The organism is Amycolatopsis oliviviridis (assembly GCF_014654365.1).
Taxonomy (GTDB): domain Bacteria; phylum Actinomycetota; class Actinomycetes; order Mycobacteriales; family Pseudonocardiaceae; genus Amycolatopsis; species Amycolatopsis oliviviridis.
Map to the genome: position 1 here is coordinate 584,337 of NZ_BNAY01000002.1, position 12,532 is coordinate 596,868.

The window sequence follows — 12,532 nt, forward strand, 5'->3', positions numbered from 1 at the left end:
AGGCACGGCCCGTTAACATGAAGGCGGCCCGCAGCCGCGTTTCCGGGGCCTGACGGCCAAAACGCGCGACTCCAAAAGATCAAAAGACCTTGGTCACCTGATCGTGGTCACCTTGTCAGAGGACCGCTCGGAGACGGTCGGCGATCGTGCCGATGCGGCCCAGCACGCCGTTGACGAACCGCGGCGAGTCGTCGGTCGACAGCTCCTTCGCCAGCCCGACGGCCTCGTCGATGGCGACCGGGTCCGGCACGTCTTCGGCCCACAGGAGCTCGTAGACGCCGACCCGCAGCACCGCGAGATCCACCGGCGGCATCCGGTCCAGCGTCCAGCCCTGAGCGTGCTCGGACAGCAGCTCGTCGATCGCGGCCTTGCGTCCGGTGACGCCCTCGACCAGCGAGATCGTGTAGTCCGCGATCGGGTCGACCTCGACCGAACCGACCCTGTCCGCCAGCAGCGTCACCGCGTCGGCACCGCGCTGGGCGGCCTCGTACATCATCTCGACGGCACGCTTGCGGGCCTGCCGGCGGCTGATCGGCCCGCCGCGATTCGGCGACTTGCCGGTTTTGTCTGAGCCTGCCATCAGCTGGAGACGCGGCCCAGGTAGCGGCCGTCACGGGTGTCGACCTTGATCTTCTCGCCGGTGGTGAGGAACAGCGGCACCTGGATCTCGGCGCCGGTCTCCAGGGTGGCCGGCTTGGTGCCACCGGTGGACCGGTCGCCCTGCAGGCCGGGGTCGGTGTGCTGAACGATCAGCTCGACCGAGGTCGGCAGCTCGATGTACAGCGGGACACCCTCGTGCACCGCGACCTGGACCTCGAAGTTCTCAAGCAGGTAGTTCGCGTTGTCGCCGACGGTCTCGGCCAGCACGGTGATCTGGTCGTAGGTCTCCGCGTCCATGAACACGAAGTCCGCGCCGTCCTTGTACAGGTACGTCATGTTGCGGCGGTCGACGGTGGCCGTATCGACCTTCGTGCCCGCGTTGAAGGTCTTGTCGACGACCTTGCCGGTCAGCACGTGCTTGAGCGTGGTGCGGACGAACGCGCCGCCCTTGCCCGGCTTGACGTGCTGGAACGCGGTGACGGTCCAGAGCTGGCCGTCGAGGTTGAGGACGAGCCCGTTCTTCAGGTCGTTGGTGGTGGCCACGAGTGTGCAGTCTCCTGTGTCGATCTTCCGGGCCGTCGTCAGACGACCACGAGTTCCTTGGTGCTCAGCGTGAGGAGTTCGGGCGTACCTTCCCGCACGACCAGCGTGTCCTCGATGCGCACGCCTCCGCGTCCGGGCAGATACACACCAGGCTCGACGGTGACGGCCATACCGGCGGACAGTGTACCGACGCCGGTGGTGGCGAGGCTGGGCGCCTCGTGCACCTGCAGTCCGACGCCGTGGCCGAGACCGTGGCCGAACTCCTCGCCGCGCCCCGCGTCGACGATCACCCCACGCGCCGCTTTGTCCACTTCGGACACTTCGGCGCCGGGGAGGACCGCGTCGCAGCCCGCCGCCTGCGCGCGCTGGACCAGCTCGTAGACCTCCTCCTGCCACGCCGCGGGCTTGCCGATGACGAACGTGCGAGTCATGTCGGAGTGGTAGCCGTCGACCGTGGCGCCGAAGTCGATCTTGACGAACCCGCCGGTCGCGAGCACGGCCGAGGTGGGCCGGTGGTGCGGGATCGCGGAGTTGGCGCCCGCCGCGACGATCGTGTCGAACGAGGGCCCCGTCGACCCGTGGCCGAGCATGCGATTCTCGAGGTCGCGGGCGACGTCCAGCTCGGTACGGCCCGGCCGGAGCCCACCGGCGGACACCAGGTCCTCCAGCGCCCTGTCGGCCGCCGCGCACGCCTGGCGCAGCGCCTCGATCTCCTGCTCGTCCTTCACCAGCCGCAGCTGCTCGACCAGGCCGGGCGTCCGGACCAGCTCGACGCGGTCGAAGCGCACCTTGAGGTCCTCGTGCTGCTCGACACTCACGTGCTGGCTCTCGAACCCGGTCTTGCCGAGCTTCTGCCCGGCCGCCAGATCGGCGAGCTTGGCCGCGCTCGCGCGGTCCAGCACCCGTTCGAGATCGGGGACCTCGGTCGCCGACTGGACCGTGTAGCGGCCGTCGGTGCAGAAGATCGTCTTGTCGTCCCCGCTCTCGTGGACGAGGAGAGCGGCGTTGGACCCGGTGAAGCCGGTCAGGTACCTGATGTTGAGCAGGTCCGTGACCAGCAGCGCGTCCACCCCGGAGTCGGCCAGCAGGGAACGCAGCGCCGCGCGGCGGCGAGAGAAGTATTCACGCACTGTCGCATTATGTCGCGCGCTTACGGAAACGTCTCGCAGGGCGCGGCCCCGTACGGAACTCACGTGAACGAGCAAGGGCGCCCTGCAATCCGTTTCCGTGGGCCTCCGGCCCGAAAGAGGGCGCGCGACGGTGAAGTCTTCTCGTCGCGCTGACGCGCTTCCGAGAAGACGGTCCGCCGGTCACCTGCGGCGGTCCCGTTGGCTAGGTGGCTCCATGGCGAGGCGGTGCCGCGTGAAGGCCCCCTTCCCTCGGCTGAGCCGCGTGAAGGGGGCCTTCACGCGCGGTCGTTGTGGCTGCTGGTGCACCTGAGGCCAACGTGGCGGGTCCCGAAGTACATGAAGGCCCCCTTCACGTACCTAGGCGCAAGCAAGGGGGCCTTCATGTACTGGGGACAGGTCGCCTGGCCGACCCGGCGTGAGAGTCGCTACTGGCGAGTTAAACTCCCCCAATGGCACCGTGGCTGACTCGTGGACTCGTGATGGCGCTGCTGCACGGCGCGGCCGTCACCGTGCTGGCCAAGTACGAGGTCTTCAACCCCACCGACAAGACCCTCTTCACCTCTCTCGCCCTCGCCGTCCTGGTCGGCGCGGCGGCGGGCTGGAGCGCGGTGGACGCCTGGCAGGACAAACCCGAACGCGGCAAGAACTGGTTCATCGCGGCGCTGATCGCCGGTCCGGTCTCCGGCGTGCTGTACGTGATCGGCCGCGCGGTGTTCGTCGACCAGACCGGCGCCTCCGAGCTCGGCGGCGCGCTCACCGGCGGTGCCGCCTTCTCGGCCCTGCTGGTGCTGATCCCGGCCGGGCTCGGCCTGTTCGTCGGCGGCCTGATCGCCAAGAAGGCCCCGGAAGACGACCAGGACGAGGACGAAGCTCAGCCCGCGAGCGGGAAGCCTGCCGGGAAGCCGTCCCAGGCCTGATCGCTGATCTCCTCGACGGTCGAGTCGTTCAGCCCCGCCGCGCCCGCGTCCGGCAGCACGTAGAGCTTGCCGTCGAGCACCACGCCGTACCCGCGGCCCGGCGCGCGCACCATTTTCGCCCCGGCGCTCAAGCGCGCGGCCTGCGGGAACCTGTCGACGACCTTGAGCCGCTGGTCCAGCACCTCGCCCGCGAGCGCCGCCGCCACCGAGCGCCGGTCGACCCGGACCAGCGCGCCGTCGGCGACCAGGTCGATGGTCCGCTGCGGCGAAGGCATCGCGACGCCTTCGAACGAGGTCCGGATCCGGGCGTCGCCGTCGCAGGCCCCCGAACCGCGGACGTCCAGGCCGAAATGCTTGAGGTCGGTCGGCGCCCCCGCGCCGCCGACGATCGTGGCGCGGACGACGTCGAACGGGACCCGGTCGCAGACGTCGCCCGAGGAGAGCGGCGCGTGCCCGTCGGGCCGCCGGACCAGGCCGGGGCCCTCCTTCCACGCGCCGGGGATGATCGCCGGCCGGTACGGCCGCGCGGTGAAGTCCTTGGTCCAGAAGGTGAGCGTGGTGCCGGTGTCGGTCTCGTGCGCGATCACGAAAGCGTCGAGCGCGCCGACCCACATCAGGTCGGTGCTGAACCCGTCGACCAGCGAGCGCGTGCGCGGCGAGATGGTGCTGGGTTTGGCGACGAAGCCCTGCTCCCCCAGCGTCTCCACGCCCTGGGTGAACGCCGCGTCCTTGGCGCGGAGCAGGAACTGACCGGCGCCGTTCCACCCGGCGCCCTTGGCCGTGGTGTCGGTGAACAGCACGTAGAACCAGCCGTCGAGGTATACCGCCGACGGCTGACCCGCGCCGTAGACGTTGGCCCGGTGCACGTCGTGCGCGGGCCCGATGATCGGCTGCCCGCCCGCCGCGCGGGTCCAGGTGACCCCGTCCGGGCTGGTGGCGAGCCCGATCGAGTTGCCGAGCGCGTGATCGCCCGCCGCGCCGGTGTAATACATGTAGTAGGTCGAGCCGACCTTGATCACCGACGGATCACAGGTGTGCATCCCGTCGAAACCGCCGGGCGCGCCGGAGAACACCGCCGCCGGGCCTCCACCGGACGGGCCCTTGAACGGACCGTCGATCGACGGCGACTGCGCGTAGAGGACGTCGTCACCGGGCGGCTGGGCGCTGCCGTACTGGCTGCACCACCACATCTTGAGTTTGCCGCCGTCCCGCATCACGGTCGGGCTGTAGTTGTAGACCGCGTCCTGATCGCCCGCGCCCACCACGCCGCCACTGGCCCGCGGATCGCTCGTCGCGAGCTCGACGTCCATCGGCCGCGGCTTCTCCTTGGGCGGCTGCTGGGCTCCGCCTATCCCGCCGCCCTTGCCATCGGCCTGGGACTGGACGTTCCCGTCGCTGCACGCCATGAGGACCGCGCCGGCCGAGAGGAAGGCCACCACGAGACGGGCGGGTCGCCGACCCCCACGAAAAAGGCGCATGATGGCCGAGTGTAGCGAGACTTAACCCAGCCGGGTGACATCAGTCCCCGGGAGGGCGACCAATTCCACTTCGAAGCCATCGATGTTTTCGAGGTAGGCGGCGTAGTGGTGATCACCCCCCGCATTCGGATACTTGTCCGCGAACATCGCCGACCAGCCGTGTTCGAGCGCCTTCGAAGCCAGTTCGTCCACCCGATCGGGGGACTCGACGTGCAGGGCGAGGTGGTTCAGGCCGGGCGCGGTCCGCTCGTGCTTTTCGCCGCTGAGCGCGGGAGAACGCTCGACGACGAGGTACGTCGCGCCGTGCTTCCAGCTGACGCCTGCGGGCCAGCGCTGGAACTCACGCCAGCCGAGTTCGCCGAGCAGCCAGCCCCAGCTCTCCTCCGCGCGGGCGAGATCCGGCACCCACAGTTCGATGTGATGGGTCTTGCCGTGGTCCGAGGGCAGTGCGACGAATACGCGATGCGGGCCACTGCCGTAGTGCTCGCCGCCGCCGACGTCCAGGAAACCCAAGCGCCGCACCAGGTTCTGACTGGCCACATTGGACTCGCCGACCAGCGCCCACACCGACGAAAGGCCGAGCCCGACGAGTCCGTGCTCCAGCAGGGCACGCGCGGCCTCGGTCGCCAGCCCCTGTCCGCCGTGCGCTCGCGACAGGTAATAGCCGATCTCCGGGACGTCACCCGGCAATTCCGCCGACGGCCGCAGATGCGCGAGGCCGATGACCTCACCGTCACGTTCGATCGTCCAGTGCCCCATCCCCGCCGGGCCGTCGTAGGCCAGCCTGCGGCCGACCATTTCGCGGATCTGGTCCGGCTCGGTCAGCGGGACCGCGAAATGCGCGCTCAGCGCCGGGTCGGCGAAAAGCTTGACGATCGCCTCGGTGTCGGCCTCGGTCAGCGCGCGCAGCCGCAGCCGCGCGGTCTCGATCCCGGGCGGGTTGTTCATGCCGCGTTCGCGGCCATCCAGCGCAGGGCCAGCGGGTAGCCGTCGACCCCGAGCCCGGCGACGACCGCGGTGGCGATGTCCGACAGCACGCTGTGGTGCCGGAACTGCTCGCGCTTGTGCACGTTGGAGATGTGCAGTTCGATCAGGGGCGCTTCGAGCTGGGCGGCGGCGTCGCGGACCGCGATCGAGTAGTGCGTCCACGCGGCCGCGTTGAGCACCACCGGCCAGCCCGCGTCGGCGGCCTCGTGCAGCCAGCCGACCATCTCGCCCTCGTGGTCGGTCTGCCGGACCTCGACGTCGATCCCGAGTTCCTTACCGGTGCCGACACAGGTCGAGACCAGGTCGGCGTGCGTCGTGGAACCGTAGATCCCCGGTTCGCGCAGGCCGAGCCTGCCGAGGTTGGGACCGTTGAGGACGAGCACCTTCACAGCAGCACGCTCCCGCCGGCCTTGGGGGCCTCGCCTGCCACCACCGAGTACGCCGCCGCGAGCAGCGACGGGTCGGGACCCTCCAGCCTGCCGGGCTTCGCGAGGCCGTCGAGGACGACGAACCGCAGCACGCCCGAGCGGGTCTTCTTGTCGCCCTTCATCGTCTCCAGCAGGTGCGGGAGCGCGTCCGGGTCGTAGGTGGTCGGCAGGCCCAGGAGCTTGAGGACCGCCGTGTGCCGCTCGGCGGTGGCGTCGTCGAGACGGCCCGCCAGGCGCGCGAGTTCGGCGGCGAACACCAGGCCGACGCTGACCGCCGCGCCGTGACGCCACCGGTACTTTTCGCGGCGTTCGATGGCGTGGGCGAGAGTGTGGCCGTAGTTGAGGATCTCGCGCAGGTCCGACTCGCGCAGGTCCGCGGCGACGACGTCGGCCTTGACCTGGATCGAGCGGCGGACCAGTTCGCCGATGACCTCGCCGGTGGTGTCCAGTGCGGCGGCCGGGTCCTGCTCGACGAGTTCGAGGATGCGCGGGTCCGCGATGAACCCGGTCTTCACCACCTCGGCCATGCCGGCGACGAGTTCGTTGGGCGGCAACGTCTCCAGCGTCGCGAGGTCGACCAGGACCGCGCTCGGCTCGTGGAAGACGCCCACGAGGTTCTTGCCGGCCTCGGTGTTGATACCGGTCTTCCCGCCGAGCGCGGCGTCGACCATGCCCAGCAGCGTGGTGGGCACGTTGACCAGGCGGACGCCGCGCATCCAGGTCGCGGCGACGAAACCGGCCAGGTCGGTCACGGCGCCGCCGCCGAGGCCGACGACCACGCCCTGGCGGTCGAGGCCGATGCGGCCGAGGACCTCCCAGCAGAAGCTGGCGACGGTGAGCGCCTTGCCGTCCTCGGCGTCCGGGATCTCGACCCGGTGCGCGTCGATCCCGGCCTCGGCCAGTTCGTCGCGGATGGCCTCGGCGGTGGTGGTCAGCGTCGGCGGGTGGATCAGCGCGACCTTGGAGGCGTCGGCGAGCTGCTCGGTGAGCTCGCCCAGCAGGCCGCGGCCGATGACGACGTCGTACGGCTTGGCGGTGTTGACGGTGATGCGGACCGGCTCGGTCATCGTTCCCCTCACTTCGGCGGAAGCCGCTTGGCCCTCGCGACCTCGCAGGTGATCTTGCCCTTGACCGGGGTGTCGCCCGGGATCTCTTCGGTCACCTTCTGGCCGGGTGTCATCCGGTTCTTCGCGAACAGCGCCTCACCGGATGCCTTGCCGTCGGCGTCCTTGATCGCGATGGTGACGGCGTAGCGCGCGTCCTCACCGGTGCTGTTGGTGACCTCGATGGTGACCTTCGGCGTATAGCCGCCGCTGTCGCATTTGGTGACCTTGACGTCGGCGGCGACATCCGCCTCGGGCCCGGCCGGAGCCACGGATCCGGTCGTGGCGGCGCCCGTCTGGATGACGTCGGCACCCGCGGGCTGCTTCTCCTCGCCGCACGCGGTCAGGGTCAGGGCCACGACGGCGAGCAGTACGCCGGTGGTGGTGCGCTTCATGCTCGTTCCTTGCCGATCTCGGCCAGCCCGATGAGGGCGGCCTCGACGACCTCGTCGGCGGTCAGCTGGTCGGTCTCGATCTCGAACGTGGCCACCTCGCGGTACACGGGCAGCCGCGCGTCGAGCAGCGCCTTGTAGGTGGCGCGGGGGTTCACCCCGGCCAGCAGCGGGCGCGCGGTCGACAGGCCGGCGCGCTGCACGCCCGCGGCCATCCCGACGTTGAGGAAGACCACGGTGTGCCCGGCCAGCCGCTCCCGGGTGCCCGGGGTGATCGGCGCTCCCCCGCCCAGCGAGAGGACGCCGTCGTGTTCGGACAGCGCCTTCGCGACCATCTCCTCTTCCAGCGCGCGGAAGGCGGGCTCGCCCTCCTCGGCGAAGATGTCGGTGATGGGCTTGCCCGCACTGGCGACGATGTCGTCGTCGCTGTCGCGGAAGGCGAGCCCGAGCCGGGCGGCGAGCGCCGGGCCGACCGTGCTCTTGCCCGAGCCCGGCGGCCCGATGATCACCGCGTGAGGAGTCACCAGCGCTCCTCGAGCGCCTTCAGGTAGGCCTCGGCGTTGCGCTTGCCCTCGGCCAGCGAGTCGCCGCCGAACTTCTCCAGCGCGGCGTCCGCGAGGATCAGCGCGACCACCGACTCCAGCACGACACCGGCGCGGGGCACCGCGCAGACGTCGGAACGCTGGTGGATGGCGACCGCGGGCTCACCGGTGGTGACGTCCACAGTGGACAGTGCTTTGGGGACGGTCGAAATCGGCTTCATGGCGACGCGCACGCGCAGCGGCTCGCCGTTGGTGATGCCGCCTTCGAGGCCGCCCGCGCGGTTGGACCGGCGGGTCACGCCGACCGGACCGGTGCCGCGGTCGATCTCGTCGTGGGCCTGGCTGCCCCAGCGCTGGGCCGTGGTGAAGCCGTCGCCGACCTCCACGCCCTTCATCGCCTGGACGCCCATGAGCGCTCCGGCGAGGCGGGCGTCGAGCCTGCGGTCCCAGTGGACGTGCGAGCCGAGGCCCGGCGGCAGGCCGTAGGCGATCACCTCGATCACGCCGCCGACGGTGTCACCCGCCTTCCGCACGGCGTCGACCTCGGCGACCATGGCGTCGGTCCCCTCCTGGCCGAAGGCGCGGACCGGGCTCTCGTCGATGGCGGGCAGGTCCGACGGCACGGGCAGCGGGCCCTCCGGCGCCGAAGCACCGCCGATGGACACGACGTGGCTGAGGATCTCGACCCCGAGCAGCTGCTTGAGGTACGCGCGGGCCACGGTGCCGAGCGCCGTGCGGGACGCGGTCTCGCGGGCGCTCGCGCGCTCCAGCACCGGACGGGCCTCGGGGAAGCCGTACTTCTGCATGCCGGGCAGATCCGCGTGGCCGGGCCGGGGCCGGGTCAGCGGCTCGTTGCGCGCCAGGCCTTCGAGCTCCTCGGCGGGCACGGGATCGGCCGACATGACCTTCTCCCACTTGGGCCACTCGGCGTTCTCGATCTGGACCGCGACGGGACCACCCTGGGTGAGCCCGTGCCGGACCCCGCCGGTGAACTCGATGTGATCGGTCTCGAAGCCCATCCGGGGGCTACGGCCGAAGCCGAGCCTCCGTCGCGCGAGCTGTTCGCTCACCTCGGCGGTGGTGACCTCGACCCCGGCGGGCATCCCTTCCAGGATGGCGGCGAGGGCGGGTCCGTGCGATTCCCCTGCGGTTATCCAGCGCAACACCTGACAGATCCTGTCACAACCTCCTCTCCGTCCCAGGACAGGCCGGGCTATCCCGGACCGGGTCCGGCGAAGACGGCGAGCGCCCACGCCGCGACCAGGAGACCGGGCCCGTGCGGCACCGCGGGATGCCGGGGCCCGCCCACCGCGAGCGCCACGCTCAGCAGCGCCGCGGCGACGGCGCCGAGCACGATCGACGGCCAGCCCGTCGCGGCCAGGACCGCGCCGAGGCTCCCGGCGAGCTTCACGTCCCCCGCGCCGAGCGAACGCGGCGACAGCGCGTGGACGAGCGCGTGCGCCCCGCCGAAGACCAGCGCGCCCAGCACGGCCCGCCAGGCGATGGCCGCCCCTCCCCCGTACGCGGCGACCGCCAGCGCGGCGGCCAGCGCCGGGTACGCGGACAGGGTCAGGACGTCGGGCAGGCGGCGGTACTTGAGATCGGCGAGCGCCAGCGGGACGGCGAAGACGGTCAGCACGGCGGGGACCGCGAGCCACCACGACGGCCAGGCACCCGCCTGGTACCGGAGGCAGACCACGACGAGGGCCGCCGCCGTGATGGCGGCCGCCCAAGCCGTCACCGGCGCGCCGGCCCGGCGCAGGCAGGAGCGTGTGGCGAGCGTCGATCCGGCGCCCGCCACCGCGAAGGCGATCGGCATGAACACAAGATCAAGAGTGCGCCCGTCGCGTTCGGTGAGGCAAGGATTTCTTTTCGTGACAGGGACTTTCACGCACTTTTCGGCAGACCTCGCGCAATTAGTCGACTACTTGCGCGAGTACCTGCGCGAGGTCCAGGCGTGGGCTGAAGGGGCCTTTCACCGCATGCCATGCGGTGAAAGCGTCCTTCAGGACCTTTGGCACCCACTGTGTGGGTTTTGGTGCGTTGGATGCACCGAAACCCACACAGTCCCACGTGACCGGACCAGACGCGAAGGGGTGTGTGGAAATAGGGACGTCGAACGTCCCTATTTCCACACACCCCTCACCCTGAGCGACACTTCGCACCCTCGTCGGCCAGGTCGACCGGACACCTTCGCCGCATGCCACGCGGGGAAAGCGTCGTCCTTCGGCCCAATCCACCCCGCATCCGGCTCCGAAGACCTGTCATGACACCGGGATCAGGGGCTCATCCGCAGCAGCGGGAGACCCGAGGGCGTGCGGATCTCCAGCGCCTTGATGTCTCCGGCGCGCATCGCGGTGCCGACCACGATGTGCGCGGTGTCCTTGGGCATCGCGCGCCAGGACGCGAGTTCACTGGTGCCTCCGTCCGCGCCGACGGCGACCAGGATGTAGTCCCCGGTGCGGTTTCCGCCGTAACTGCAGGTCATGTCGACCTTCGTGCCGGTGTCCGTGGCGGACATGGCGACCTCGGCGGTCACCGGGTAGTCGCCGAGCGGGGTCATCGGGTTGCCCGCCGTCGCGATCGGCCCGGTCAGGACGACCGCGAGCGTGACGCCGGCGGCGACGGCGAACCCGGCCGCGGTGGTGGTGATCGCCCGCTGGATCCGTCTTCCCCGGCGGACCCGTTTGAGCACGGCGGGCAGCAGTTCCGGCGAGGGCGCCGGTTCCTCTTCCCGCAGCGCGGGCGCACCGGCTTGGGCGAGCAGGCCGGGGATCCCGGCCAGATCGCGCACGGACGCGGCGCATTCGGCACAGCCGCGAAGGTGCCGCTCGTACGCGGACCGGTCTTCCGGGGACAACGCACCGAGCACGTAGGCCGCGTCGTAGGTGGCGAAGGGGTCGGTCATTGAGTCACCCCTCTTTCCTCCAATACGAGCCGCAACGCCCGCAAGGCGTAATGCGTCCGCGACTTGATCGTCCCTTCGGCCACACCCAGCCGCTTCGCCGCGTCGGCGACGGAGTAGCCCTGGAAGTAGCACAGGACGAGGACTTCTCGATGCCGCTGCGAAAGTTCGCCGAGGGCTTCGGCGACCAGCCAGCCCTGGACCGCCCGCTCGGTGCCGTCCGTGACCGCCGTTTCGGGCGGCTGACCGGTCACCACCTCCGGATGCGCCTCGGCCGCCCGCCAGTCGTCGATGGCGATCCGTCTCGCCACGGTGAACAGCCAGCCGCGCGCCGATCCCTCGGACTGGTCGAGCACCTTGGCGTTGCGCCAGGCCCGCAGCAGCGTCTCCTGGACGACGTCCTCCGCGCGGACCCGGTCGCCACTGGTGAGGTGCAGCGCGTAGGACCAGAGCGCCGCGGCGTGCTCGTCGTGCAGAGCCCGCATCAGCCGGTCCTCCGCGAATTCCTTCACCGATCCGTGCTTTCGCGGTCGCGAAGCAGCGGAAGGGCGAAGAGCACGCAAGCCGCCTCGGTGATCACGCCCCAGAGCTCGGCCTGGGAGGTGAAGCGCTCCGAGACGCCGAAGAACCCGGTGGTCAGCGAGAGCACGTACGCGCCCAGCGTCGCCAGGCCGAAGCCGACCGCCGCGAGCGCGGGAAGCCAGTGGTGCCAGGCCAGGACGGCGATCGCGATGACCACACCCGCCACGACATTCACCAGAAAGAGCGGTCCGACGACGTCCGTTTCGGACGCCCAGTCCTGCCATACGACGTAATGCACCCACGCCGAGCCGAGCAGGCCCGCCGCCACCACCGCCCGCAACAACCACCGGATCATGTCCGTATCTCTTTCCGCGTGTTCGGTTCCCCTATGCTTTTGAACACGGAAAATCGGCCCTTCCGGTTCAATCCCGCACCCGATGGTCGGCGAAATTGAACCGGATGGCGGCTCCGGCCGTGTGTATGGGCATGACTGCCGAACTCCACTCCCGCCGCACCGTCCTGACCACCGGGGCCGCCGTCGCCGGCGCGGCCGTCGGTGCCGTGGCCCTCACGGCCTGCGGAAGCGACGCCCCGTCGTCCGGCTCGGCCGCCGCACCACCCGCCGCGGCCCCGGGCGAGCCGCTGGCCGCGCTCGCCGACATCGAGGTCGGCCAGGCGAAGGCCGCCAAGACCGCCGACGGCAAGGACGTCATCGTCACCAGGACCGCCGAGGGCACGGCGGCCGCGTTCAGCGCGATCTGCACCCATCAGGGCTGCGCGGTCGTCCCGGCCGGCGCGGAACTCAAGTGTCCTTGCCACAACTCGATCTTCGACGCGAAGACCGGCGCGGTCAAAAAGGGACCGGCGGACCAGCCGCTGCCCTCGATCGCGGTCAAGGTCTCGAACGGCCAGGTCGTCACGGCCTGACGAACATACGAAAGGTCCCTTTAGGACGGAATTCCGTCCTAAAGGGACCTCTTTTGAT

At 70.5% G+C, this 12,532-nt stretch carries 16 protein-coding genes; 2 read left to right on the plus strand and 14 right to left on the minus strand.

What is annotated here, in order from left to right; genetic code table 11:
• Positions 1 to 115: 115 nt before the first annotated feature.
• From nusB to IE302_RS09830, 3 genes are read right to left on the minus strand one after another with little or no spacing between them, the layout of a single operon-like run.
• On the minus strand, positions 116 to 580 hold the full coding sequence (nusB, locus tag IE302_RS09820; RefSeq protein WP_191254007.1) for a transcription antitermination factor NusB: 465 nt from the start codon (positions 578 to 580) through the stop codon (positions 116 to 118).
• Positions 580 to 1,143, minus strand: coding sequence for an elongation factor P (gene efp / locus IE302_RS09825; protein ID WP_005152384.1), 564 nt, complete (start codon positions 1,141 to 1,143; stop codon positions 580 to 582). The genes nusB and efp overlap by 1 nt, the downstream gene beginning before the upstream one ends.
• Positions 1,144 to 1,181: 38 nt before the next feature.
• Positions 1,182 to 2,273: a M24 family metallopeptidase gene (locus tag IE302_RS09830; RefSeq protein ID WP_191254009.1), complete on the minus strand. Its 1,092-nt coding sequence runs from the start codon at positions 2,271 to 2,273 to the stop codon at positions 1,182 to 1,184.
• Positions 2,274 to 2,752: 479 nt separating this feature from the next.
• Here IE302_RS09830 and IE302_RS09835 point away from each other — a divergent pair, with 479 nt between their 5' ends.
• Positions 2,753 to 3,190: a B-4DMT family transporter gene (locus tag IE302_RS09835; protein ID WP_229907744.1), complete on the plus strand. Its 438-nt coding sequence runs from the start codon at positions 2,753 to 2,755 to the stop codon at positions 3,188 to 3,190.
• Here IE302_RS09835 and IE302_RS09840 read toward each other — a convergent pair.
• The 11 genes from IE302_RS09840 to IE302_RS09890 form a co-directional block, all read right to left on the minus strand.
• On the minus strand, positions 3,145 to 4,629 hold the full coding sequence (locus IE302_RS09840; protein ID WP_191254742.1) for a glycoside hydrolase family protein: 1,485 nt from the start codon (positions 4,627 to 4,629) through the stop codon (positions 3,145 to 3,147). The two genes, IE302_RS09835 and IE302_RS09840, sit on opposite strands and share 46 nt — an antisense overlap.
• Before the next feature lie 60 nt (positions 4,630 to 4,689).
• Positions 4,690 to 5,616 carry a GNAT family N-acetyltransferase gene (locus IE302_RS09845; protein ID WP_191254013.1) on the minus strand — a complete coding sequence of 309 codons (927 nt, stop codon included), beginning with the start codon at positions 5,614 to 5,616 and terminating at the stop codon, positions 4,690 to 4,692.
• Positions 5,613 to 6,044, minus strand: a complete 432-nt coding sequence (gene aroQ, locus IE302_RS09850) for a type II 3-dehydroquinate dehydratase (protein ID WP_191254015.1) — start codon at positions 6,042 to 6,044, stop codon at positions 5,613 to 5,615. Before aroQ ends, IE302_RS09845 begins: the two co-directional genes overlap by 4 nt.
• A complete protein-coding gene (gene aroB / locus IE302_RS09855) occupies positions 6,041 to 7,150 on the minus strand; it encodes a 3-dehydroquinate synthase (protein ID WP_191254017.1) in 1,110 nt (369 codons plus the stop codon). Before aroB ends, aroQ begins: the two co-directional genes overlap by 4 nt.
• Before the next feature lie 8 nt (positions 7,151 to 7,158).
• Positions 7,159 to 7,581, minus strand: coding sequence for a hypothetical protein (locus IE302_RS09860; protein ID WP_191254019.1), 423 nt, complete (start codon positions 7,579 to 7,581; stop codon positions 7,159 to 7,161).
• Entirely contained in the window at positions 7,578 to 8,102 is a 525-nt protein-coding gene (locus IE302_RS09865; protein WP_191254021.1) for a shikimate kinase, read from the minus strand. Before IE302_RS09865 ends, IE302_RS09860 begins: the two co-directional genes overlap by 4 nt.
• The gene (gene aroC, locus IE302_RS09870) at positions 8,099 to 9,286 is read right to left on the minus strand and encodes a chorismate synthase (protein ID WP_191254028.1); all 1,188 of its coding nucleotides are present in this window, start codon (positions 9,284 to 9,286) and stop codon (positions 8,099 to 8,101) included. The genes IE302_RS09865 and aroC overlap by 4 nt, the downstream gene beginning before the upstream one ends.
• 47 nt (positions 9,287 to 9,333) lie before the next feature.
• Positions 9,334 to 9,945, minus strand: a complete 612-nt coding sequence (locus tag IE302_RS09875; RefSeq protein WP_191254030.1) for a prepilin peptidase — start codon at positions 9,943 to 9,945, stop codon at positions 9,334 to 9,336.
• A 453-nt stretch (positions 9,946 to 10,398) separates the two neighbouring features.
• Positions 10,399 to 11,028: an anti-sigma factor family protein gene (locus IE302_RS09880; protein WP_191254032.1), complete on the minus strand. Its 630-nt coding sequence runs from the start codon at positions 11,026 to 11,028 to the stop codon at positions 10,399 to 10,401.
• Entirely contained in the window at positions 11,025 to 11,537 is a 513-nt protein-coding gene (locus IE302_RS09885; protein ID WP_191254034.1) for a sigma-70 family RNA polymerase sigma factor, read from the minus strand. The genes IE302_RS09880 and IE302_RS09885 overlap by 4 nt, the downstream gene beginning before the upstream one ends.
• Positions 11,534 to 11,902, minus strand: coding sequence for a hypothetical protein (locus IE302_RS09890; protein ID WP_191254036.1), 369 nt, complete (start codon positions 11,900 to 11,902; stop codon positions 11,534 to 11,536). Before IE302_RS09890 ends, IE302_RS09885 begins: the two co-directional genes overlap by 4 nt.
• A gap of 131 nt (positions 11,903 to 12,033) precedes the next feature.
• On the opposite strand from IE302_RS09890, the gene IE302_RS09895 reads away from it, so the two are divergent.
• Complete coding sequence (locus tag IE302_RS09895) at positions 12,034 to 12,474, plus strand: QcrA and Rieske domain-containing protein (RefSeq protein WP_191254038.1); 441 nt, start codon at positions 12,034 to 12,036, stop codon at positions 12,472 to 12,474.
• Positions 12,475 to 12,532 lie beyond the last annotated feature (58 nt).